Source organism: Pseudomonas sp. CGJS7, from assembly GCF_036961695.1.
Genome location: NZ_JBAMDI010000148.1, coordinates 1 through 25,073 on the forward strand (window position 1 = coordinate 1; position 25,073 = coordinate 25,073).

At 65.2% G+C, this 25,073-nt stretch carries 15 protein-coding genes; 6 read left to right on the top strand and 9 right to left on the bottom strand.

Annotation, left to right across the window (positions count from 1 at the left end; all coding sequences use genetic code 11):
- Together V7787_RS45665 and V7787_RS45670 are read left to right on the top strand one after the other, a co-directional pair.
- The coding region (locus tag V7787_RS45665) for an MFS transporter (RefSeq protein ID WP_336094337.1) at window positions 1–1,452 on the top strand (1,452 nt) is incomplete at its 5' end.
- A gap of 370 nt (window positions 1,453–1,822) precedes the next feature.
- A complete protein-coding gene (locus V7787_RS45670; RefSeq protein ID WP_336094339.1) occupies window positions 1,823–2,032 on the top strand; it encodes a hypothetical protein in 210 nt (69 codons plus the stop codon).
- Window positions 2,033–2,092: 60 nt separating this feature from the next.
- On the opposite strand, the gene V7787_RS45675 is transcribed toward V7787_RS45670, so the two are convergent.
- Window positions 2,093–3,511: an amino acid permease gene (locus V7787_RS45675; RefSeq protein WP_336094340.1), complete on the bottom strand. Its 1,419-nt coding sequence runs from the start codon at window positions 3,509–3,511 to the stop codon at window positions 2,093–2,095.
- Window positions 3,512–3,813: 302 nt separating this feature from the next.
- Here V7787_RS45675 and V7787_RS45680 point away from each other — a divergent pair, with 302 nt between their 5' ends.
- Window positions 3,814–4,485, top strand: coding sequence for a glutathione S-transferase family protein (locus tag V7787_RS45680; RefSeq protein ID WP_336094341.1), 672 nt, complete (start codon window positions 3,814–3,816; stop codon window positions 4,483–4,485).
- A gap of 104 nt (window positions 4,486–4,589) precedes the next feature.
- Here the strand turns inward: V7787_RS45680 and V7787_RS45685 are convergent, their stop codons facing one another.
- The 5 genes from V7787_RS45685 to V7787_RS45705 all read right to left on the bottom strand — a co-directional run bounded on the left by V7787_RS45685 (window position 4,590) and on the right by V7787_RS45705 (window position 11,617).
- Window positions 4,590–5,138, bottom strand: a complete 549-nt coding sequence (locus V7787_RS45685; RefSeq protein WP_336094343.1) for a hypothetical protein — start codon at window positions 5,136–5,138, stop codon at window positions 4,590–4,592.
- 2 nt (window positions 5,139–5,140) lie between these two features.
- Window positions 5,141–6,874: a S8 family serine peptidase gene (locus tag V7787_RS45690; protein ID WP_336094344.1), complete on the bottom strand. Its 1,734-nt coding sequence runs from the start codon at window positions 6,872–6,874 to the stop codon at window positions 5,141–5,143.
- A gap of 453 nt (window positions 6,875–7,327) precedes the next feature.
- Window positions 7,328–9,793 carry an apolipoprotein N-acyltransferase gene (gene lnt, locus V7787_RS45695; protein WP_336094346.1) on the bottom strand — a complete coding sequence of 822 codons (2,466 nt, stop codon included), beginning with the start codon at window positions 9,791–9,793 and terminating at the stop codon, window positions 7,328–7,330.
- 40 nt (window positions 9,794–9,833) lie between these two features.
- Complete coding sequence (locus V7787_RS45700) at window positions 9,834–10,499, bottom strand: hypothetical protein (protein ID WP_336094347.1); 666 nt, start codon at window positions 10,497–10,499, stop codon at window positions 9,834–9,836.
- Window positions 10,500–10,528: 29 nt separating this feature from the next.
- Entirely contained in the window at window positions 10,529–11,617 is a 1,089-nt protein-coding gene (locus tag V7787_RS45705; RefSeq protein ID WP_336094348.1) for a hypothetical protein, read from the bottom strand.
- Window positions 11,618–12,059: 442 nt separating this feature from the next.
- Here V7787_RS45705 and V7787_RS45710 point away from each other — a divergent pair, with 442 nt between their 5' ends.
- On the top strand, window positions 12,060–12,191 hold the full coding sequence (locus tag V7787_RS45710) for a hypothetical protein (RefSeq protein WP_336094349.1): 132 nt from the start codon (window positions 12,060–12,062) through the stop codon (window positions 12,189–12,191).
- A 251-nt stretch (window positions 12,192–12,442) separates the two neighbouring features.
- On the opposite strand, the gene V7787_RS45715 is transcribed toward V7787_RS45710, so the two are convergent.
- The 3 genes from V7787_RS45715 to V7787_RS45725 are packed head-to-tail and all read right to left on the bottom strand — an operon-like array spanning window position 12,443 to window position 17,782.
- On the bottom strand, window positions 12,443–13,177 hold the full coding sequence (locus V7787_RS45715; protein WP_336094351.1) for a hypothetical protein: 735 nt from the start codon (window positions 13,175–13,177) through the stop codon (window positions 12,443–12,445).
- Between the two features lie 28 nt (window positions 13,178–13,205).
- Window positions 13,206–15,893 (bottom strand): DEAD/DEAH box helicase, encoded by a 2,688-nt coding sequence (locus tag V7787_RS45720; RefSeq protein ID WP_336094352.1) that lies wholly within the window; start codon window positions 15,891–15,893, stop codon window positions 13,206–13,208.
- Window positions 15,890–17,782, bottom strand: coding sequence for a site-specific DNA-methyltransferase (locus V7787_RS45725; RefSeq protein WP_336094353.1), 1,893 nt, complete (start codon window positions 17,780–17,782; stop codon window positions 15,890–15,892). The genes V7787_RS45720 and V7787_RS45725 overlap by 4 nt, the downstream gene beginning before the upstream one ends.
- Window positions 17,783–18,754: 972 nt before the next feature.
- On the opposite strand from V7787_RS45725, the gene mutS reads away from it, so the two are divergent.
- On the top strand, window positions 18,755–21,358 hold the full coding sequence (gene mutS / locus V7787_RS45730) for a DNA mismatch repair protein MutS (RefSeq protein ID WP_336094354.1): 2,604 nt from the start codon (window positions 18,755–18,757) through the stop codon (window positions 21,356–21,358).
- A 311-nt stretch (window positions 21,359–21,669) separates the two neighbouring features.
- A complete protein-coding gene (locus V7787_RS45735) occupies window positions 21,670–25,011 on the top strand; it encodes an AAA family ATPase (protein ID WP_336094355.1) in 3,342 nt (1,113 codons plus the stop codon).
- The last annotated feature ends 62 nt before the right edge of the window (window positions 25,012–25,073 follow it).

A 25,073-nucleotide genomic window follows, 5' to 3' on the forward strand; every position in this document is an offset into this window, starting at 1 on the left:
AAACGGCTGCTGCTGGGTTTGATGCTGGCGGTGTTTCTAGGCGCGCTGGAGCAAACCGTGGTCGCCGCAGCACTGCCGGCGATCGTGCGCGATCTGCACCGTTTCGATCTGATGGGCTGGACCGTATCGGCGTATCTGCTGGCGACCGCGGTGGCCACGCCGGTGATCGGCAAGCTCAGCGATCTGCACGGGCGGCGCCGGCTGTTGCATGCGTGCATGGCGATCTTCGCGCTGGGCTCGCTGCTGTGCGCGGCGGCGCCGGGCATGGCGGCGCTGATCGCAGCGCGCGCCGTCCAGGGCATCGGCGGCGCGGGCTTGATCGTGGTCGCGCAGGCGGCGGTGGCCGAACTCGCCGGGCCGCAACAGCGCAGCCGCTATGCGGGTTATTTCGCCATGGTTTGGGCGGTCGCGGGCTTGATCGGCCCCTTGCTCGGCGGCGCGCTCAGCGATTGGCTGGGCTGGCGTTCGATCTTCTGGATCAACTTGCCGCTGACCGCGCTGACCCTGGCCATCGCCGCGCCCGGCCTGCGCCGGCTCGGCGCCGGCGGCGGCGCGGGCCGGATCGATCTGGCCGCGACCGCCTTGTTCGCGGTGGCGACCTGCGCATTCTTGTTGGCCTTGTCCTGGGGCGGCGCGATCCATCCGTGGACCTCGCCGCCGGTGCTGATCGCCTTCGCGGTATCGCTGGCGAGCCTGACCGCGTTCGCGCTGCGTCAGCGCCGCAGCGCCGAGCCCTTGATCGCGCCGCAGTGGCTGCGCCATCCGGTGATCGCGCCGGCCCTGGCGGTCAGCCTGTTGTTGTACGGCTTCTACATCGCCGTGGCGGTGCTGATGCCGGCCTACTACCAACTCGGTTTCGGCCTGCCCGCCGCGCACGCGGGCTGGCTGCTGATCCCGGCCCTGGTCGCCTGCGCCTGCAGCGCCCTGCTCGGCGGCCGCCATGCTGCGCGCACTGGCGACTACCGCGGCCCGGTGCTGTGCGGCCTCGCCCTGGCATCGCTGGCCTTGCTGCTGCTGGGGCTGTTCGCCGCGCGCATCGACGCCGGCATCGCCTGCCTGCTGCTGGCCGCGCTCGGCTTCGGCGTCGGCCCCTGCACCGCCATCGTCAACGTCGTCGCCCAGAACGCCGCGCCCACGTCCCAGTTGGGCGCGATGACCGGGGCGATGGCGCTCACCCGCACCCTCGGCGCGGCCACCGTGGTCGCCGCGGGCTCGGCGCTGATCGTCGCCCACATCCAGCACGGCGGCGCGATCGGCGCGCTCGACTTGAGCGAACTGGCCTCGCGCGAACTCAGCGCGCCGATGCGGCGGACCGTGCGCGAGGCCTTCGGCGGATTGTTCCTGGCCGCTTCGGCCGGAATGTTCGCGGCGTTGTTGGCGTTCGTGTCGATCCGCTCGGCCCGGTTGCGACCGGACCTGGACGGCGTGCGGGCGGCGCCGGCCGAAACCTGAGCCTCGCCCAGTCATCTGCGGGGCGACGCGACACCCGAGCGCGTTCGCCCCGCCCTGCCGGGCATTGGTCCCGCGAAAATACAAACTCGCAACAGCGCCGCTCGCATTCGCCAGGCAGTCTTGCTAGGGTCATTACTAGCTAGCGCCAAACGCTGCAGTATCGTGCAATGCCGCGCAGCGCGGCCGAGTCGCCTCCAGGACGGAACAAGGCGTACCGGCGCGGCTGGTGGATACGCGGTACATAACTACTAGCGCCTACGTGCGCAGCGCCGCCCAGTGCGGCGGATCGACTCCTCGGGACTTCATGAAAACGACACTCGGCGTAGCGCTTACGCCTCCGACTGCGGCTGCGTTGATCGCGGGAGCGTGCGTGCTCGCGGCTGCGTTCCTGCCCTCCTGCCATGCCCGCGCCCCCGGCGCGGCCGATCCGCCGCAATTGACCGCGGCGGCCACGCCCTTCGAACCTGAAGCCGCGCCACCGGCGCCGGCCAAAGCCGAAGCCGAAGCCAAACCGGAAACGGCGCGGGCCAAACCCGCGGCGGCGCCGGAAACCGGCGCCGGATCGCGCAGCCAGCGCTAGCTCGCAACGGTTCGACCCGAACCGGCCCACGCCGCGGCCTTCGCCGCGGCGCGGACGCGCTCACGCCTCGGCGTTCGGGTTCCGCGCCAGTTTGCTGTGGCGGATGCCGTAGCCGAAATACACCGCGCAGCCGATCAGCAGCCAGATCGCGAAACGTTCGAAGGTCAGGTACGGCAGGCCGGAGATCAACCACAGCGAAAAGCCGATGCCGATCAGCGGCACCAGCGGCGAGAACGGCGTGCGGAACGGGCGCGGCAAGTCGGGCTGGCGGTAGCGCAGCACCAGCACCGCGCTGCAGATCACCACGAACGCGCACAGCACGCCGATATTGACCAGCTTGGCCAGTTCTTCCAGCGAGAACAGCCCCGCCGCGCCCGCCGCCACCGCGCCGATCAACCAGGTCGTCCGCCACGGCGTGCGCCAGCGCGGATGCGCCTGGCCGAACCAGCCCGGCAGCAAGCCGTCGCGCGAGAGCGCGAACCAGATCCGCGCGCCGGCCAGCAGATTGGCGAAGATCACGCTGGTGATGCCGCAGACCGAGGCCAGCGAAATCGCCACCATCACCTTGGGCAGGCCGATCGCCGCGAACGCATTGGCCACCGGCGCGTCGTTGCCGAGCGTGGTGTAAGACACGATCCCGGTCAGCACCAGGCAGATGGCGATGTACAGCGTCATCGCGATGGCCAGCGACAGCACCACCGCGCGCGGCAGATCGCGCTGCGGATTCACCGCTTCCTCGGCCGCGGTGGTCATCATTTCGTAGCCGAACACGGCGAAGAACACGATCGACGCGCCGGCCACCACGCCCTGAATCCCGAACGGCATGAACGGCTGCCAGCGCGCCGGATCCACATAGGCCACGCCGGCGGCCACGATCAGCACCGCCGCGCCGATCTTGATCGCCACCACCACGGTGTTGAAGCGCGCGCCCCATTCGGTCTTGAACGCCAGCAGCGCGGTGATCGCCAGCGCCACCAATACCGCCGGCAGGTTCACCACCTGCCCGGCCTTGCCGCCGAACCAACCGCCGCGCGCCCACATCGGCAGGCTCAGGCCGGCCGCATCCAGCAAAGCCTGCACGTAGCCCGACCAGCCCACCGCCACCACCGCCGCGATCAGCGCGAATTCCAGCAGCAGATCCCAACCGATCAGCCAGCCGGCGAATTCGCCCAACACCGCGTAGCCGTAGGTGTAGGCGCTGCCCGAGACCGGGATCAAACCGGCGAATTCGGCATAGCACAGCGCCGCCGCGGCGCTGGCGATACCGGCCAGCACGAACGACAGCACCACCGCCGGCCCGGCCTGCCCGGCGGCGACGGTGCCGGTCAATACGAAGATGCCCACGCCGATGATCCCGCCCAGGCCGATCGCGGTCAGATGCCACAGGCCCAACACCCGTCGCAGCTCGCCGCGGGTCGCGGCTTCGGCCTGCAATTGCTGCACCGACTTGCGCCGGCTGATGCGCGCGACAAGGCTCATTGCGTCTCCCGCTCCGGATGATGGCGACCGCCGCGGCGCAGCGCCGCCGGGCCATGCTGGCATCGGCCGATGCGGCGCGAATAGCGGCGGTTCCCGCGTGGATGCGCGGAAGTCCGCACAATCGGCTGGCAGGCCCAGGCCTAATCGGCGGCGGGTCGCGATGGCCGTCCGGAGCCAACCGCCGCGATGTGCGGACAGACCCACCCAAGCGCCGTGTCGATTTCCAGTCCGGCCGCTCGTCGTTAGTGGAAAGGCAGGCCATAAACGCCGAGCCGCCACCTCGAACCGACCGGAGCGAACCGATGACCCCGACCATTACCGCCTTCGAAACCTCGCCGGACCGCGGCAAGGGTCTGGCCCGCGATGTCCGCGTCCGCTGGGCGCTGGAAGAGCTCGGGCTGGCCTATGAGGTGCGGACCCTTTCCTTCGCGGAGATGAAACAGCCCGAGCACCTGGCGCTGCACCCGTTCGGCCAGATTCCCACTTACGAACAAGGCGACCTCGGCCTGTTCGAATCGGGCGCGATCTTGCTGCACCTGGCCGAGCGCCACCCCGGCCTGCTGCCGGACGACGCCAACGCGCGGATCCGCGCCATCGCCTGGATGTTCGCCGCGCTCAATACCGTCGAACCGCCCATCGTCGAGCGCTCGATGGCCTGGGTGCTCGAACGCGAGCAGAGCTGGTACGCGCAGCGCATGACCATGCTGGATGAGCGCGTGCGCCGTCGCCTGAGCCAGCTTTCCGCGCGTCTGGGCGACGCCGACTGGCTGGACGGCGATTTCAGCGTGGGCGACCTGCTGATGGTGTCGGTGCTGCTGCGGCTGCAAAGCTCGAACATCGTCGACGAATATCCCAACCTCGCCGACTACGTCGCCCGCGCGACCGCGCGGCCCGCCTATCGACGCGCGTTCGACGCGCAACTGGCGGTGTTTTTGAAGGCGCAGGCGGCCGAAGAATCGACCCCCGCGGTTTAAAACGACCGTCTCCGGCCACGTCCCTGTGGCCGAAGTCGCTTACTACCCAAGGCGCGAACAACAACACCTCGATCGTTCGCCGCGATACCGCAAGGGTCGCGGCCTCACATCTGCCTGTCTTCGCCTTGAATGATCTCCGGGGCGACGTCCTTGATCCCCGAAATCCCAAGAATCTTCGGCATCGCCGCCATCGCCTCGGCCACCGAGGCGAACTCGATCCGGCCGTTGCCGCCGGCTTCGGAGGAATAGGTCAACTTCCCACCGGTCGCCTTGGCCGCGTCCTTCAATGCCGAGACGTTGCGGTGATACACCTCCAGCGTGGAGGTCACCACCACCGCGCGGCCGTCGTCGCTCATCGCGGCCATGAGCTTGGGTTTAGCCGCCGCGGCTTTTGCGCCGGTCGCCGCCTTCGCGGTCTGCGCTCCGACCGTGTAGGGACCGACGCGAACCTTGCCGGACGCCGCCGATTTGCTCGAAGCCTTCGCTTCGGCCACCACCGAGGTCGGGATCAGACGGAATTGGCTGTAACCGATGCGGAAGGACTCTCCGGTCGCGGCCTGTTGCAGTTCGGCGCGCGCCGCGTCTTCGGATTGGGCGTGCGCATTGACCGCGAACGCCAGCAGGATCGGACAAACGAGCGTGATGATTTTCATGATCAATGCCCCAGGACGCGGATTTTGAAGGAGGCCAGGCTGCCCTTGGACGCGGCGCCGGCAGCGAGCGGCACGTCGGCCAACTCCAAGGTCCAAGTGCCTTGCCCGGCTTCGTCGAGGAACGCGTTGCTGGCGAAGAAGTCGGCCTTGAACGCGGTCGTGCTCAATCGGGTCATCGCCGGGAACACGGCGCTGCGCGTGCCGTTCGGCGAGATCAGGGTGACCTGCACCGGGAACGGCGCGGTGCTGCTGGCGTGCCGGTAATTGGTCGACCAGCCCAACTGCACCGACTCGACCTTGCGGATGTTGTTGCCGATGGCGATCTGCAGACGCGCCGGCGCGGCCGGATTGCCGATCGCCACCGCGGCGGCCGGTTCCACCCGCTGCCAACCCGAATCCACCAGCGCCGGCAGCGACTTGAACTTGCCCGCGGTTTCCACCGCCAAAGTCGCGTCAACCAATCCGAACCCGTACCAGTTGCTGAAAGCGCGCCCGGCCGCGTTATTCGTCCATCCGGGAACCAGCACGGTACCGTTGGCGTGCACCGCCGCCGGCTGATTGGGATCGATCTTGCGCGCGGTCGTGGCCAGGATGTATTTGACGTCGCGGTAGCTGAGCTTCGGGTTGGCCTGCAACACCAGCGCGACCACGCCCGAGACCGTCGGCGCCGCGGCCGAGGTGCCGTTCATGATGCCGGTGTAGTTGCAGCTGTTGTCGATGGTCGACTGGGCCGAATCCAGCGCGTTGACCTGATCGAGACCGAAGTTGGTCTGGATCACGTAGTTGTTGTAGCCGCGGTCGCAGCCGACCAGATCCGTGGTCGCGATAGCCGGCTGGTAGCGGTTCGCCTGCAGGCCCGGTTGATACCTGACCTGGCGGCCGTACTCGCCGCCCAGGCCGGACACCCACAGGCTGGAGCCCGGACTGGAGTAGCTCGAACGTTTTCCGTCCGCATTGACCGCGGCGATGGTCATGATGTTCAACAGATTGTTGCGGGTGTCCAATCCGGTCTGCTTGCAGCCGACGTTCGCGGCGACGATCTCCGCGGGACAATTGGAGATGAAATCGTTGCCGGCGGATTTGACGTAGACGATGCCGCGGCCTTCGCGGGTCTGCGACATCGGCCCCTCGTACGCGGCCACGCTGTTCTCGGAGAAGCTCTGCATCGCCGTCCCGGAATAGCCCCAGCTGTTGTTGGACACGTCCTGGCGCTTGGCTTCCGCGCCGTCCCACCAGGCGTAGAAGATTTCGTCGGTGAACAATCCGCAGAACAAGCCGCAGTCGCCGAACCCGTTGAAGCTCTTGAGCTTGGCCGCGGGCGCTACGCCGCGCACGCCGATGCCGTTCCAGCCGACCGCCGCGATGATGCCCGCGACCGCGTTGCCGTGCGCATTGGCGGGATCGGTCGGGCTGGTGTCGTGATTTTCCTCATCGAAGTTCCACGATCCGTCGGGCACCATGTTCGCGGCCAGATCCGGATGACGGATATCCACGCCCGAGTCGAGAACACCGACCACCACGCCCTTGCCGCGGATGTTGTAGTCGTGCAGATCGTCGATGCCCAAATCGACCCCGAACGCCGGCCGGGTATCGCCCAGCGCGCTCTGCCCGTAATTCATCAGATGCCATTGATAGCGATACAAGGGATCGCCCTGCTGGGCCTGCGCCGCGCCGGCCGACAAGGCGAGCAAGGTCGCTGCGCTGAGAATCGTTGTTTTGCTGAGTAGCTGCCGCATATCGTCAACTCCTTTTTATGCCGTCGCACCGATCGCTCCGCACGCCGCGGAACGCCTGTACGCCGGTCGATGTGGGACGCGTGCGCGAGGATGGGTCGGACTTATCGATGGATCGCGGTGAAAGCGACTGCGTGCGGGGGCGCGGCGCCGCGGCGACCGAACGCGGACATCGGCAGCGCGGGCTTGATTCGATACTTCTCCGTTTTAGAAACCGCGTGTGCGAACAACGCGAAAAGGGTTCATCCCTTCATTCCCAAAAACGCAGCGCATCGACCGCCCCCCACCTCGGGCGGATCGATTCGCGTGCTTCGATAATCAAACTGCGCGATCCGTCGCAGCCTGCGCGGCGCAGGCTATTACCAGTTCATTTTGTTTATTCAGTTAGTAGCGAAACTTGAACGCGCGCTTGGCGACGCCCTCACTACGCCTTCGACATCGCGTCGATAGCGCGCCTCACCCCATCGCCAACAGCCGCCACGCCAGCCACGCCGGAACCCCGAGGTAAAACAGCGCCCGCCCAAGCCATTCCAAGCCGTCGCGCAACCCAGCGGCATGCGCGGAACGCACCAGGACGGCCGCCAGCACCAGCATTTCGATCAAGACCCGCAGCACCGCCGCGAACAGCATCAAGCCAATCGCCCACGATGCCCACCAGATCAGCAAGCCGCTGAGATAGGCCGCGAGCCCGTAACTGTAGTACTCGCCGAAGGTGCCGCCGAAGGCGATCACCTGATGCAGGCGGAACGCGACCAGCGCCAGCGACAGCGGGAACAGCGCGAACTTCAGCAACGGATGATCGAGCCTGCGCCGATGCGAATCCGCGCGAGTCTGGACCAGATCGGCGCGCATCGCGGCCAAGCGCCCCTCCCAGCCGATCGCCGCTCCGCCCGCCGCCAACATGCGCTGCAATGCGCGCGGACGGGTCAACGCCAGACTGCGGGTCCAGCGCGGTCCCGACACCAAACGCAAATCCACGCCGCTGCCCGGCAAGCCGACGCGCCAAGGCCGCAACGCGGCGATCTGCGCCAGCGGCAGCTCGATCCGTTGCCGGCGCTGGTCCAGCACCAGACGCCCGTCCTCCACCCGCGCCTGCGCCGCGAACGCGCGCCCGACAGCCCACGCGGCCAACGCCGGCGCGACCACGGCCAATCCGAACAAGCGCAATTGCGCCAACGACTGAATCTGCAGACCGATGCGGGTGAGCATGTCGAACGCCAACCACAGCAAGCCCACGCCCGCGCACAACCGCAGCGCGCCGGCCAGCGCGCGCCATGCCGGCGTGAGCACCGTCACTTCGATGGACGATTCGACTTCGCTCGTCACCGCAGCGCGGCGACGCATCGCCTGCCACACCGCCAGCGCCGCCAGCGCCAACACCAACGCCGCGCCCGCGCGTCCGACCCAATCGCCCCAACGCACCATCAGCGTGGGCGACGGATCGCGGGCGCTGACGAACGCAGTCAACACCGCCTGATCGCCGGTGCCGGTATGCGCCAGCACTTCGCCGGTGTCGTCGATGATCGCGCTGAGCCCGTTGCTGGTGACGCGCACCTGCGGCAATCGGGTTTCGATGCTGCGGAAGGCGGCGACGGCCAGGTGCATGCGCGCGCCGACCGGATAATCGGTGAACCAGGAATCGTTGGACATGCCGATGATGGCCTGGGCGCCCAGCCGCGCGCCGTCGATGGCCAGATCGCTGTGGACATCGTCCAGACAGATCAGCGGCACCACGTTGACCTCGCGCCCGTCGGCGCTGCGCAGCGGCAGCACCCGCGCACCGTCGCCGGCGCGCCAACCGCCGGTCCACGGCAGCGCGCGGCGCAGCCAGGGATGGTCCAGCCAGGACGGCACGTGTTCGGTCAACGGAAACGGATAGGTCTTGCGATAGACGCCGAGCAAGCCCTTGCCAGGTTCCAGAAACGCGGCCGCGTTGTATTCGCCCTGGGCGTCGCGGTCGTAAGTGCCGAACACCAAGGGCACGCCGACGCTGTCGACGAAGCCCTGGATTTCGCGATCCAAAGCCGCGCCGTCTTCGCTGCGCGGATGGCCGAAGCTGGTGGGGTACACGGTCTCCGACCACAGCAACACGTCCGCGCCGTGATCGCGGATCGCCGACCACGACAGCTGGTAATGCGTATCGAGCACCTTGCGAACCACGGCGTACGCGCCGATTTCTTTGCGCAATCGCTCGTAGTCGACGATGCTGGCCTGAACCATAGCCACGCGCAGCGTCGGCGCGTCGTCCGTAGCGGGCGCCTGCAATGCGTTCTTGCGCGCCATGCCGTAAGCGCCCATGCAGACCACGATCACGGCCGCCGACGCCAGCGGCCGCGACCACGCGCGCCAGCCGTCGCGGCGGCGCTCGATGGCGTAAGCCAGCGCCTCGTTGACCAGCAGCAGCAATACGGTGAGGCCCGCGGCGCCGCCGAGATCGGCGACTTGCCGCAGCGCCGCCGACGGATACAACCCGTGCCCGAGCGTGTCGCCCAACACCTTCGGCACCAGCCATTCGCAAGCCACCCACGCCGAAGTCGCGGCCAGCGCGCGCAGCACCGGCCCGTAATGGCGCCCCACCCATTGGCGCACCAGCGCGAAGGCGAGGAACTGCGGCTGCATCAACGGCGCCAACAGCAACAACACCGCGGTCGCCGTGGTCGCGCCGATGCCGACGTAAGCGCCGATCGCCGCGCCGAACCAATACAACACCGTCGCCACGAAGGCGATGCTCATCAGCGCCGCATTCGCCAGCACCCGCGGCGCCGAGCGGTCGCGGTCGAGCGTCGCCAGCCAAGGCACCAGCGCGATGAAGCCCAGGCCCCAGGCGGAGCCGCCGCGAGCGTACAGGCCGAGCAACACAGCGGTGGCGAGAATGCCGGCGATACCGCGCCAGCGCGACAGGGACAAGCGCTGCTGAGTCAAATCCGCTCCTGGATCAAGTCGTGCACTCCGTGTCGTTAGGTCAGCGCGGCGGTGGAATCCGGATCGGCCGTCGCGGCATCCCCGGCGGCGCCAGTTCCGGCGGCACGATCCGGTCGTCCGGCATCGCCACAGGTCGGCCGCGCGCATCGCGCAAAGTGAAACCCGGCGCGAACATCAGCACCGGTTCGATCGGCACGCCCTCATCGGTGACCTGATGATGGCGGACATAACCCGGCGGCAGTTCGAAACCTTCCGGCACCGCCAGCCCGAGCAGCGGCGGACTGGTGCCGGGCGGATTGAACGCGCCCAGCCCGGTGCGCACGCCAGCTTGCTGCAAGGCCTCGATCACCTGCTTGCCGGTGGGTTCCGGGTCGCCGGGCTGGAAGTACGCGGCCAAGTCATCGGGATCGTTGCTCGGCAAGGTCTTCGACTCCCGCTGCGCAGCCGCTTGCGATACCTGAGGCGAAGGCGCGCGGCCTTGCGGTGCACCCGCATCGCCAGCCGACGCCTGCGCCGCGACCACCGCTTCGCCGCGCACTGGCGCAGGCCATAACCACCACCCTGCCAGCAGGGCGACCGCAACGACGGCCGCGCCTGTCGCCCACAGCCATCGTCCGCCGCCCGCCGCGGGCGTCTTGGCGACCACGCGCATGCCTTCGCCGTCCGCGCGGGACGGCGAAGCATGCGGGCGGCGGCGCTCGGCCACGGGTGCTTGCCTCTCCGCCGAAACCGCGGTCAGGGATTGGCCGGCTGATACACCGACAAGGCCCAGCCCATCCGCTCGTGCCCGTACTGGTTCCAGATCGGGCTGCGGCCGTTGGTGTAGCTGGTGTTGCGCGGCGCGCCGCTGCCGGTGCTGCCGCCCCACAGGCCCGCCGACACGGTGCCGCCGGTGTAGGTCGGATGGGTGTCGTCGGACTGGATGTAGTCGAACGAACTGGAGGACGAAACGAACTTGGTGTTGGCGTCGCGCAAGGTCGAACGCAGGGTGACCGCGGTGCGGTTGATGTAAGCGGCCTCGCTTTCGCCCAACACATAGCGCAGCGCGTCGGAATCGACCACACCGTCGCCGTTGCTGTCGTAGTCCGCGCCCATGTACTGGGCGAAACTGTCCACGCACTTGAAGCCCTTCTGGCGCGCGTACTCGCACATCCAGAAATTCATCTTGGCGATCGCCGGCAAGAACCGGTCGCGCAGGTTCACCGTCTGGCCGGTGCCGGCATCGCGGCACGAGCTCTGCACGTTGTCGGCGTTGTAACCGGGGTAATACAGATTGGAGATAACCTTCAGCTTGGTGTTGGCGTGGGCGTTGGCGTTGATGTAGTCCATCGCCGCGGCCACGTAGGTCTTGCAGGAATTCACCGCCGCATCCAGGCCGCTGTAGTTGCAGGTTCCGGTCTGTTCCTTGAACGCGGTGCGCGCCTGCAAACCGTCGTTGCCGCACATCTCGAAGCTCACCACCCGGGTCGAGGCGGCCTGCATGTACGAACGCTCGGCGACGATCTTGTTCTCGTACACATCGCGCGCCACCGCGCCCGACTTGGCCCGGCGCACGCTTTCGATATCGGCGTTCCAACGCGCCGACAGGTACTCCGCATCCACGGTCGGCGCCGAATAGCGCGCCGCGTTGCTGATCGAACCGTTGTAACCGGCGAAGATCGAATCGCCGTAAGCGACCACACGATACGAAGCGCTGGTCCCGGCCCGGTCGACGGTCCAGGACACATTCTGGTTGAGCGTGCTGGCCATGGCCGGGGCCGACAGCGCGATCAGCGCCACGGCCGGGAGCAACCGCCCCGCTTTGTTGCGGAACAGAGTCTTCATCCTTAATTCCCCTTCGAGATGATGTACGCGGCGGACACCCGTGGGTGGCCGATGAGAAAACGCGAAGCCCGATCGACTACGGGGACGTTCGGAACCTCGCGATGCCGCCCCCAGTCATCGCCCCCGGACGCTAGCGTATGGTTCTGGCGGCACGCAATGTGCGCTGCAACAGTCGCGGCGTGCTGCATCACGTTTCCGCACTCCTCTGCGCTCAGGCACCTACATCGCCCCTTGAGCCGCGCTCATTAGAAGCCAGCTCGGCGACATCGCGGTGACCGTAATGAACGTGCCCACACCGTGCCGCGAACGGCCAGGGGCGCACAGAGATCGGTGGCCTGCCATCGACCGGCACTGCATCACCGCGAAAAAATTAAGCGGCTCTCATTTGCATTCACAATCCTGACCCACAGCCAGCATCCGGCACCCTCCGGCCCGCCAGCGGTTGATCCCTGACAGGATCCGCAACGTATCGCGCAGCGATTTCTATCTGTACGGCTACGCGACCGAAGAGGGCATCGGCCGCTACAGCGAGCCGGGACGCAATATCCGGGTAAGCCTGTCCTGGTCGTTCTGATCGTACGGCGGGGCGGTCGATCCAAGACCGCCCCGCCGACGCGGCGGCCGACACTCAACACTGGGCCCTGGGCGCAAATACACCGCTCAGAGCGGCGATCGCTCGCTGTCGGCTAGCCAAAACGAGCGCGCCCTCGCCGCGTATCCGCAGCAAACGGCAACGCGTCGCGCCGGGACCGCGAAAAGGCGTATCTGGTCGACTGCTTTTTTGGATTTTTCAACTAGATTCGGGAACTCCTCTACCTCACTCACTCACAGACCAAACATCCGCTTGTAATTCGAGAGAAGCTCGTTCGTGTAGTAGTAGTCCGGCTCGTGTTTGGCCGCACGCACCATGACCTGGAAATCCGGATTCTCGGGATCTTCGGCATTGAATTTGACCAAGCCGATCCCAACGACGCTGGCCAGGGCATCGAGTCGCTTTAAGTCGGATTGGTTGGAATTGCGGGGTACGGCGATATAGACCCTGTGCGCGAAAAGCTTATAAGCACAGGCCTGGCCAAATGCGGTGATAAGACTCTGCGTATCGATCTTTATTTCTACCGCCAGGACTTCGGTTGGGAACTTGATCGGATCGGAGGGCCGCGCCTCGTATAAGCCAATAACATCCGGCGTGCCCCACTTGCCGCCCGCTCCGTTGCCGCCAATAGGTTTGGCAACGGTCACCTCTTCAAGGTCGTTCTCCAACCAGAGGGCGAATGGCTTGTAGAAAGCCGACTCTCGATGCTTTGTGGCAGTAGAGACAGATGCGGGTGCAGGCTCGTGGCTGGCGCTGTCGCCAAGGGCATATACACCACGATCTGGGCGCGTAATGCCAGGCGGCAGATTATTTCGAAACGTATGCAACGATCCAGTAATGGTGTTTCGGTTCTCATCAGGCAACGCTGCCGCCACCGCGCGAGCGAGGTCTGCCCAGCGAATGCCGGTTGGATTGGCGGTGACGATCTTCAGCGCGGCATCAGCCACGCGTTTACGTGCAGTAGTCATCCATTCCTCTATGCCTGTTCTGATCCACCTACTTCTTGCTCACCCGGTTGGCCGCCATCCAGTCCCAAGCCGGCTTCAGGTCGATCCAGTCAAACTTGGCGCCCATGCTACCGTCGTCGTTGACGATGCGAAGAACGCCACTGTCCCGCGTCACGAACAAGACCTTGTCGTAGATCTTGGGCCTACGCTTGGCCTTGCGTGAAGCATCCTTGGTGCTTTCCTTCGTCTCCACCAAGCGAACTTCAGGTGCATGCCCAATCGGATATTCCAGACACACGATAAAGTCCGGATAGAAATAGTTCCGATGCTCCCCGCGGACTACACGCACAGACCATGGCTTGTTGCGCGGATTTCGATGCCACCAAAGAACATGCTCATCACGGTCCAAGGAATCGATAAAATCGCGCTCTTCGTTGTTGACTGCGGAGGTCCAATCGTAAGTGCTGACAGTCAACTGTCCGCCGCTGTATGCGATTCGAGTCTGGCTCATGGTGCTTTGCGCATCAATGCCCAGGCTTCCCTTCTCCTCTTCCAGCTTGCTTTCCAGTGGCGGGACGACGCCATACAAGCTTCGACGCGACGCCTTGAGCGCGAATCCCAGTGGATATAGCATGGCGTCCGGAAGCGGCGCTGCATCGCCGACGGTTGCAAACTCAGCCACCATGTCTTGAATGGTTTCGGCAATCTGTTGCGCCTCGCGGCGAACCACCCAGCAGGCCGCATCACGGGCCAGTCGATTGAGCTGCTTGTCATCCAAGGCGCTCGCTGTTGCATCAGATGGCGGCACTGCCACATCCTCCCGAAGACGCGTGGCCAGCGTGCTGATGATGATGCGAATGTCCTCATCCTCGATCTGCGGAATTTTCCGCAGACTTGCCCTCGCTTCCCTCGTCAGGGCGTTGCGATCAGTGATGACGGTAACTTCCTCCTCCTTGGTGCCGCCCTCGGTCAGTTCGGTATGAATTTCCTTCTCTTTGAGGAGGTTGTAGGCAGCGCGCACAGCGAACGACACAATATCCTCATCCAGCAACAGGCTCGAAGCGACCTTTCTAGACACCTCGGCCATCTCTGCCATAACCGGCGCGGTTTCCCGCTGGAATGCCGGAGGCGAGTTTAATGCGACATTACGCTTGTAGGCTTTGAGCCCTTGCGCCTTCAACCGCTCTAGTGCTTCCTGCTCACTGTCCGGCAATGTATGGCTGGGAACAGGACCCGGCTCAACCGGATCCCAGCCCATGATCGTGGAGCCAACATCCACGGACTCTGGGGCCGTCACTCCTGGGAACAGTGTGCCTTGGGTCGTGCCAGTCGAAGCCGGTAGTACAGCCCCCTCCTCGTCCATTTCGATTTCATCTAGCACATAGCGCGGATCGTTATTGAATGCCGGCAACTGCGGCGTCACCCGGTTCGTGAAGACCGTCGCTCCCGATTGGGTCTTCTTGGCGACCATTTGCTCGGTCTGCCCTTCCAACTGGCTCTTCACCGCGCCAACAGTGTCCACTGCTGACTGAAAGCCCTGCTGGGCTTCGGCGTCGGCCAGATAGATATAGGCCGTATCCAGACCCACTGGAATGGGCATCGGCTTGAGAAAAGCCTGGCGAATCTGTCGCGCAACGCGCATCACACGGCCAATGAACTGCATGGCGAAGTCAGCGTCGTTCACCAACTTTGTAGACGCTAGGACGAAGGCGCGCGGGGCATCAAAGCCCGTGCCGGCTGATTGCTTGAAGATCAGGACTTCCTTGGTGTGGTCGTTGGCAATAGCCGCCATCAACACCGGATCGGGATCAGCCGACGAGTGCATACCAATGGCTGCCGCTGGCACACGGCACAGGCGGATGAGATCTTCGCGGGCTTCCTCGACCATCTTCTCGCCATTGGCCACCTGGACCAGGAGGAGCGGGGTCAAGTCGATGCCGCCGGCCTTGAGGGCCTTCTTGAGTTGCAGATGCTTTCGCCATGCCTGCCGCAACACGGTACGCTTCAAGTCGGCGACGGTGGAGATCGTGCGCTGGAGGTCGTAGACCACTGCTTCGATATAGCGCTTGTTTAGGCGTGCATCGACCGCTTCCGCGCGACTCACCGTGAACGTGCTACGCGCGCCTTTGCCTGCCTGGGCTAGGAACTGATCTAGCACCGCGTCCCTTGGCGTGGCCGACGCCATGACCAGGTATTCCGGCTGCAGCCAGTGCGCGAACTTGCCAAACTCCGTGCCCGTTTTCAGGCCGATATGGGCCTCATCGACCACCAGGCCGACTTTCAGGTTCCTGGCTCGTGCCAGGCCTACAAATTCGTTCAGGGCTCGGCGATCGTCGTCGCCATCGTTGGCATAACCAGTCTTGCGATCTGCGGCCTTGGCTACGGCCTGCGCAGTCGACAACAGCACCATACCCTTGGTGGGCTCCTGATTGCGACCACGCGACAGCATGACCGGAAGTAGCTGGCCATCGGCGTTTGCCAGCACCGCGTCTTCTGTCTGCTGCACTAGATTGACGAATGGGACGAACCAGAGCCAGACAGTGTCCTGTGCCGCCGACACTTTGGCCAACGCGCGCACAAGCATGAAAGTCTTGCCCGAGCCCGTCGGTGATCGAAGCAAACAAGGGGGCGACGGTTGCGCCAGTATCGCAAGCGCGAGGCTGTTAATGATCGTGCCCTGAAACCCAATTGGCTCTAGGGTGTCCGACTGTGCTGCAACGAAATCCATGCTGCTCATGCCTGCCCTCCGGACTGCCCATTCAGCAATGCTTCTTGCAGGCTGTGGCAGTTCACCTCAAGGCCCCGAGCTACCAGTTCCTCTTGCAAGGCCAGGGGACGCTCACAGTACACGGCCAAGCGCTCCACCCCGTGCACTTGTGGCCAAGCCGCCAACGTTTCGACGCTGTCCGCGTCAACTTTCATACACAGCAAGATGTCGCAGCCATCCGCGCGCGCGATGTGCTGCACTGGTCCAGGCACTGCAGGCCAGACTGCGCGAGTGAGCCGTATGCAAAGCAGATCCATGGCGTTTTCCATCTTCGCCTCGAATGGGAGATCCGCCGCGGCAACCTTATCCAGTTGCAGGTAGGCGAACTCGCCACCCTGGTCAGCGGAGTAACCGGGCTTTCCAGCGTAGCCTTGGCTAATTCGGCGCAGACGTTCGGCGGTGATATCCCGACAAATGTTCTTGCCAGGTTCCTTGACCGTGGCTTCGGAGCTGGAGCAAAGGATATAGTGTCGCCCGCCATCGTCTTCGGCATTGAGCTCCAAAACGGCCTGGCCCGTGGTGCCGGAGCCCGCAAAGAAGTCCAGCACGGTATCGCCAGGTTTGGTCGTTTGCGCTATCAGATTTCGAATAAGGGTCGGCGGTTTCGGGTATTGGAATACTTTCGACCCCAACACTTCCTGGATGACCTCAGTGCCCTCGCCTGCCTGGGGTGAGCGCAGGACAGCAAAATCCTCATCGTCATAGGTCTCGGTGAGCCGCGCGACCCACGAACCCAGGGGGTTGGTGTGACTGCGCAAATCCGCCCAGTGCTTCTTGAACAGGGGACGACCAAAGCCCACCGTCTTGCCCACCCAAAAGTCCAGGTCAGGCGTGTCTCGACTCAACAGGGGGCGTTTGCGCTTTGGGGTGACCGGCACATCGCCAGCGTCGATGGCCGCGACCAATTCATCCAGCGTATTCCACACCCTGGTTTCTTCGTCGGCAGGGAAAAGGATCTTGTCCCGGCTAACCCACTCCTCCATCGTTTCAGATTGGAGCGAGGCTATATCCTTGACCTTCGCTTCCGTGGCATACGCCCAAACACGATTGGGATCGCACGGATACCAGCGATCCCGCTTGGGGTCACGCAGCGGATAAAATAGATTGGCTCGGTCAAAGCGATCGAACGCAAGGGTCAGCGGATCTCCATTCCATGGTCCGCGGGGATCTTTGTCCGGGTTCTTGTATTTCTTCTGCGTCTTCTCTGTTCCATTGAACGCAAAGCCTTCGTTGCCGTAGACCAGGATGTGCTCATGCACGTCGCTAAAGTTCCGATCCTTGGCGCTGGTCGTGTCTCGCGTTCTCCACACCAAGCTACCCACGCGTCGTCCGGGGAACACTTCTTCGAGTAGCAGTTCCAGCCTGGCTCGGTTTTCGTCGTTGATGGAGACCAGGATGACCCCATCTTGGGTCAGCAGATCGCGTGCTAGCAGCAGGCGTTGGTACAGGAATTCCAGCCACATCGAATGCCGCCAGCGATCTGCCTTGCCGACGTAGTTGTCGTTGTAAACCCAGTCCTGATTGCCCGTGTTGTATGGCGGATCGATATAGATGACGCGAATACGGCCCGCATGGGTCGACCTGAGCAAGCGGAGCGAGTCGAAGTTGTCACCCTCGATGATGAAGTTACGATGCACGAACCGCTCATTGGCATCAGCGGGCTTATAGCTGTACTTCGAAACCAGTCGGGGCAACACGATGTCGGCATTAAGTGCCGCATCGTGTTCGATCGCGTTACGCTCCCAGGTAAGTCCCAACTTCCGCTTGGTCAAATGCTCAGCCAAAAGCCGCCGCAGTTCCTGGGCGTTGAGCTGGTCGAGATGGGAAAGCAAGTCCTTAGGCTTGTTGGCTTCGGTCATGCTGAATGTTTCTACCCCGGAAGAATGATGGAATGGATTTTCACACCCTCATTCAGGCCCCTCGCAGGCGCGTGGAACATCCCGAAAAAAGCGTGAAACTTGGCCAGACGGCCCCTAGTGGCCAGTTTAGCCGCTCCCTCGCGCGGCTTGAAACTTTCTTGGGATTGGGGTGTATACGCGCGCCACCTCTCTTATCCTCTACCCCAATCACCTCATTCGGCAATGGTGTCGCCCCTTCCTGATCTTCGTCGTTTGGGCACGGCCACTCGCCCTCTCGCAAGATGCTCGCGATACATGGTGCTACACGCGTCCAAGATCACTTCAGGGACGAAAGTGCTGCCCTCAGACCGGACCCGCGCCTCCATCGGACTCTTCCCGGCGACCTCCATACCTTCTGCGACGCGCTAAAAAAAGCGACGGGCCATTGCCATTGATCGCGAAGCTCACGGAGCTCCCCCTGCTCGAGAGGTGCCTACGCGCGAAAACTTCTGCGTCGGAGATGACGCTGGTAGAACTAAGCTGAAAGCGATGGCCTTGGGAATCAATTGCCTTACGCCTCCCGACAACCTTCCCAGGCATCAAGAGGACCAATTTGGTAAGGGCATGCACGATCGAGTGAAACTGCGCCCCCCCCTAAACATCACGTGATGAGGGTCCTCCATCGGGATTGAACACAATACGGTCATCTCGATAGCGCTTCTGGTCCCCATTCGGGGCAAAATTGACGATCTTGCCCGTGTCACCGGTGAAGGGAATACAGACGAAGTAGAGCTGTCGTTAGATCATGGTAGCCGTGAACGCCATCTTCCAGGGCCGCTTACTTTCCATATCTAGCTCCAGGTTTCCCACCGTCTTCCCGACGTTGCGCCCTGGAGCTACACCGGCGCTGTAAAGCGCCATGCCTAGCCGACCTTAGTTGTCTCATACTTGTCCGTGTTGCGCGGAACTAAAAACCCTAAACCCTTGAATAAAATGCAAAAACCCCCAAAAAACAGCTCGGGCAAGGGGTCCGAAGAACACACCCCGCTGATGAAGCAGTTCTTCGCCGCCAAGGCGGAGCACCCCGATGTGCTGCTGTTCTTCCGCATGGGCGACTTCTACGAGTTGTTCTACGACGACGCGCGCAAGGCCGCGCGGCTGCTCGACATCACCCTGACCCAGCGCGGCGCCTCGGCCGGCCAGCCGATCCCGATGGCGGGCGTGCCGCACCACTCCGCCGAGGGCTATCTGGCGCGGCTGGTGGCGCTGGGCGAGTCGGTGGCGATTTGCGAGCAGATCGGCGATCCGGCCCTGGCCAAGGGCATCGTCGAACGCAAGGTCGTGCGCGTGATCACCCCGGGCACCGTCACCGACGAAGCCTTGCTCAACGAGCGCCGCGACACCTTGTTGCTGGCGGTCTCGCGCGGCAAGCACGGTTATGGCATCGCCTGGGCCGATCTGGCCGCCGGCCGTTTCCTGGTCAACGAAGTCGCCAGCGAGGACGCGCTGGAAGCCGAAATCGCCCGGCTGGAACCGGCCGAAACGCTGATGCCCGACGAAGACGGCTGGGCGCTGTTCCTGGCCGAGCGCAACGGCATCCGCCGGCGTCCGCCGTGGTTGTTCGACGTCGACAGCGGCCGCCGCCAGTTGCTGCGCTTCTTCGGTCTGCACGATCTGTCCGGCTTCGGCCTGGAAGACAAACCGCTGGCCACCGCGGCCGCGGCGGCGCTGCTGGGCTATGTGGAAGAAACCCAGAAGCAGCGGCTGCCGCATCTGACCTCGATCGCGATCGAATCCGGCGACGGCGCCATCGCCATGAACGCCGCCACCCGCCGCCATCTGGAACTGGACAGCCGCGTCGACGGCGACAGCCGCACCACCCTGCTCGGCGTGCTCGACAGCACGGTCACGCCGATGGGCGGGCGCTTGCTGCGGCGCTGGCTGCACCGGCCGCTGCGCGATCGCGGCGTACTGCGCCATCGCCATCAGGCCGTGGCCACGCTGATCGAAAGCCGCGCCGGCGAGGACGTGCGCGAACGCTTCCGCGCGCTAGGCGATTTGGAACGCATTCTGTCGCGCATCGCCCTGCGCAGCGCGCGTCCGCGCGATCTGTCGACGCTGCGCGACGGCCTGGGCTTGCTGCCCGACGTGCGCGGCATCCTCGCGCCGCTGGACGCGCCGCGTCTGGCCGAGCTGTGCGCCTCGCTCGGCGAACACGATGAGCACGCGCACCTGCTGGCCCAGGCCATCGTCCAGCAACCGCCGGTGCTGGCGCGCGACGGCGGCGTGTTCGCCACCGGTTACGACGCCGAGCTCGACGAACTGCGCACCCTGTCGACCAATGCCGATCAGTTCCTGGTCGACCTGGAAGCGCGCGAGCGCGCCAGCAGCGGCATCGCCACGCTCAAGGTCGGCTACAACCGCGTTCACGGCTATTACCTGGAAATCAGCAAGGCCCAGGCCGAAAAAGCGCCGACCCACTACACCCGCCGGCAGACCTTGAGCAACGCCGAGCGCTACATCACCGAGGAACTCAAGCAGTTCGAGGACAAGGTGCTGTCGGCGCGCGAACGCTCGCTCTCGCGCGAACGGCTGTTGTACGAGCAACTGCTGGACGCGCTCAACGAACGCCTGGAACCGCTCAAGCGCTGCGCCGCGGCGTTGTCGGAACTGGACGTGCTGTGTGGCTTCGCCGAGCGCGCCGCGTCGCTGGATTGGTCGCGCCCGGAACTGGCCGAATCGGCGGGGCTGCGGATCGAACGCGGCCGCCATCCGGTGGTCGAAGCGGTGCGCAACGACCCGTTCGAGCCCAACGACCTGATCCTGGACGAGGACAACGGCCGCCGCATGCTGGTCATCACCGGCCCGAACATGGGCGGTAAGTCGACCTACATGCGTCAGAACGCGTTGATCGTGCTGCTGGCGCACATCGGCAGTTTCGTGCCGGCCTCGCGCGCGGTGATCGGCCCGATCGACCGCATCCTCACCCGCATCGGCGCCGGCGACGACCTCGCCCGCGGCCAATCGACCTTCATGGTCGAGATGAGCGAAACCAGCTACATCCTGCACCACGCCACCGACCAGTCGCTGGTGCTGATGGACGAAATCGGCCGCGGCACCTCGACCTACGACGGCCTGGCCCTGGCCGAGGCCTGCGCGCGCCATCTGGCCCACAGCAACCGCGCCTACACCTTGTTCGCCACGCACTATTTCGAACTCACCGCGCTGGCCGAACCGGGCAACGGCATCGCCAACGTGCATCTGGACGCGGTCGAGCACGGCGAGCAACTGGTGTTCATGCACGCGGTCAAGGACGGCCCGGCCGACCGCAGCTTCGGCCTGCAGGTGGCGGCGTTGGCGGGGCTGCCCAAGTCGGTGGTCAAGCAAGCGCGCGGGCGGTTGATCGAACTGGAGCAGCAAGGGCGCGAGACGCCCAAGCCGTCGTTCGCCAAGGCCGCGCTGGATGCGCCGCAACAGTTCGGGCTGTTCGCCGCGCCGTCTTCGGCGGCGCTGGATGCGTTGGCGGAAGTCGATCCGGATGAGCTGACGCCGAAGCAGGCGTTGGAGGCTTTGTATCGGATCAAGGCCTTGGCTTGACGGATTGGTTTGGGTGCGCGGCAACCCACCTACCGTCGTTCCCGCGGAAGCGGGAACCCAGGGCTTTATAGCGACATGACTCTGAAGTCTCTGGATCCCCGCCTTCGCGGGGATGACAGCTTGGAGCGACCGGGGAAACCCACCCACCGTCGTTCCCGCGAAGGCGGGAACCCAGGGCTTTATCGCGACAAAACTCTGAAGTCTCTGGATCCCCGCCTTCGCGGGGATCACGACCGGGAGTCGGGCAACGGTCTCAAGTTTTATGGAACCCAGACGCTAAACTTGTGGGTGGAACGGACACCGGAGCGCCTGTGGAAGCCTTGTTATTCGTCGTCGGCCTGGTCGCGGGCCTGATTCTCGCTCGTTTGTATCGAACCGACGGCAAGGGACCGGTGGCGGCGGTGGAAGCGCCCAAGGCCGAGCTTGAACGGGCTCCGGAACCGCAGGTCGCTGATGGGGTAGAGGCGCCGATTGGTACGGCTTCGGAAACTGCACAGGATCAACTTTTTCGGTTGGTCCGAGAAATCGACGCCGTCGACGACCGCATCCAGCGCCCGCAGGACCTGCTGGCCCTGCCCGAGTTCCACCAGGGCGTCGACCTGGTCGCCAGCGATGCCTTCAACGGCGACGAATTGCTGCGCCAGCTCAGCGGCACCGGTTACGTCCTGCAATCGATGATCACCAAGGCGCTGCCGCGCCGCGACGACATCCTGGCCGAATCGGCGATCGAACACGCCGGCCAGTTCGGCGGTTATCCGCTGCATTTTCTGATCGAGTACCTGCGCACGCTCGACACCATCGAAGACCTGCCCAAGCTGATGCGCCACGCGCAGCCGTGGTGGTGGGATTTCGCCCCGGTGCGGCAACAGCTGCGCGACTACCTGCAGTGGGCCGGCGGATTCGGCTACGCGCCGGCCGCGCCGACGCTGGAGGAAATGGAAGAAAGCAACGCCGCGCAACTGCGCGAAACCCTCAAGCGCTTCGCCTCGCCGCTGCTGGAGCCGTTGCTGGAACAAGTCGAACGCGCCGCCAACGCCCGCCGCGAAGGCCGCGTGCTCGGCGCCTTCGGCCGGGTCAACGCCGCGCCCAAGCCGCAGTTGCGCATCGCTCACGAAGCGCAGACCCGCCAGCTCGAACGCCTGCACGAACTGTTCGGCGGCGACAACGCCGCCTCGGTGCTGGTGTCGGGCGAACACGGCGTCGGCAAGACCGTGTTGATCGATCTGTTCTGCGAGCGTCTGCAGGCCGAGGGCTGGCTGGTGTTCGAAGCCTCGGCCGCGGAGATCCTGTCCGGCCAGGTCTACATCGGCGAGCTGGAAGCGCGGGTGCGCGAAATGCTGTCGGTGCTCGACCGCAAGCGCGCGCTGTGGCGCGCGCCGGAGTTTTTCGATCTGCTCAACAAGGGCTCGCACAAGCACGATCCGCACGGCGTGCTCGACCTGCTGCTGCCGGCGATCGAACGCGGCCAGTTGCGGGTGATCGGCGAAATCACCCCGCGCCAGTTGGCGCAGTTGCTGGTCGCGCGGCCGGTGATCAAGCATCACTTCGAAATCCTCAACCTCGCGCCGCTGGAAGCCTCGGCGCTGGAACCGATCGCGGCCGAATGGGCGCGGGCCGAAGCCGAGCGCATCGGCCAGCCGGTCGCCGATGCGCGCGTGTTGGCCGAAGCCACGCATATGGCCGCGCAGTATTTCCCCGAACAACAAGAGCCCGGACGCCTGCTGCGCTTGCTCGGCGAAGCCCTGCAAGCCGCCTGCACCCAGGCGCCGCCGCGGTTGCCGCTGGACGCCGAACGTCTGCTGGCCACCATCGCCCAACGCAGCGGCCTGCCGCTGGACGTGATCGACGACCGCCAGAGCCTGGACCTGGAACGGCTGCGCGCGTTCTTCCGCCAACGCGTGATCGGCCAGGACGAAGCCGTCGACGCCCTGCTCGACCGCATCGCCCTGCTCAAGGCCGGGCTGACCGACAACGGCCGGCCGATCGGCGTGTTCCTGTTCGCCGGCCCCACCGGCACCGGCAAGACCGAACTGGCCAAGGCGCTGGGCGAGTTGTTGTTCGGCAGCGACGAACGCCTGCTGCGCCTGGACATGAGCGAGTTCCAGTCCGAAGACTCGGCCTGGCGCCTGACCGCCGACGAAGGCGGCAGCGGCGGCGTGCGTTCGCTGACCTCGCGCATCCGCGAGCAGCCGTTCTCGGTGGTGCTGCTGGACGAATTCGAGAAAGCCCATCCCAAGGTCTGGGACTTGTTCCTGCAGGTCTTCGACGATGCGCGCCTGAGCGACCGCAGCGGCCACACCGCCGATTTCCGCCACAGCATCATCATCCTCACCAGCAACGTCGGCTCGACCATTTCGCGCAGCGCCGGCCCGGGCTTCACCTCGGTGCGCGGCGGTTATTCGCGCGACGCGGTGGAGAAGGCGTTGTTCGAAACCTTCCGCCGCGAGTTCATCAACCGCCTCGACCGGGTGGTGCTGTTCAACCCGCTCGACCGCAGCCTGATGCGCGAAATCCTGCACAAGGAACTGGGCCGGGTGCTGACCCGGCGCGGCTTGCGCAATCGCGATTGGTCGGTGGAATGGGAGCCGTCGGCGATCGAGTTCCTGCTCGACCGCGGCTTCACCCCCGATCTGGGCGCGCGGCCGCTGCGGCGCGCGATCGAACATTATCTGCTGGCGCCGCTGGCGCGCAGCATCGTCGAACACCGCGCACCGCAGGGCGATCAGTTCCTGTTCGTGCGCAGCGCCGGCGACAAGCTCGAAGTCGAATTCATCGATCCGGAACGCTCGCTGGCGCCGCCGCCGGCGGCCGACGCCGAGCCCGAACACGCGCGCGACGGCGACGACCTGCGCGATCTGGTGTACGCGCCGACCACCGACAGCGACGCGGTCGCGCGCCTGGACGCGCGCCTGGCCCGGTTGGAGGACAAGGTGCTCGGCGCGCATTGGCGCGGCGAGCGCGAGGCCGACTACGCGCGCATGGCCGCCTCCGAATTCTGGAATTCGCCCGAACGCCACGGCGTGCTCGACCGGATCGAACGCCGCGACCGGATCGAAAGCGCGCTCGACACCGCCACCCGCATGCACCAGCGCCTCAGCCGCGACGGCGGCAACGCCAGCTTCGCCCAGTCGCTGACCCAGTTGCTGTTTCTGCTGGGGCTGGCGGTGGATGCGCTGCGCGCGCAGCGGCCGCAGGACGCGCTGGTGGAAATCGACATCAGCGAATCGGCGCAGCAACGCCACGGCGACGACCTGCGCCAATGGTGGCAACGGGTGCTGGCCATGTACCAAGGCTGGGCCCAGCGCCGCAACATGCGCGTGCAAGTGCTGCGCGAGGATCGCGAGCGCTGCAGCGCGTGGCTGGCGGTCAGCGGTTTCGGCGCGTTCGATCTGTTGGAGAACGAATCGGGCCTGCACGTTTACGAGGACAAGGTCGACGAGATCACCCAGCGCTTGTCGGTGCTGGTGCAGGTCGCGCCGGACCTGCCCGGGCGCAGCCGTCAGTCGCAAGGAGTACCCGACAGCGAACGCCGCATCTGCCGCCGCTACCGTCAGGCGCCCTCGCCGCTGGTGCGCGACGGCGTGCGCGGTTGGCGCAGCGGGCGCCTGGATCGGGTGCTGGGCGGCGAGTTCGATGTGATGCGCGAAGGTTGAGGCGCGGCGCGAGGGGCGCTCGCGCCGCCGCACTCGCGTCGCACTCGCGTCGTAGTTGAGTT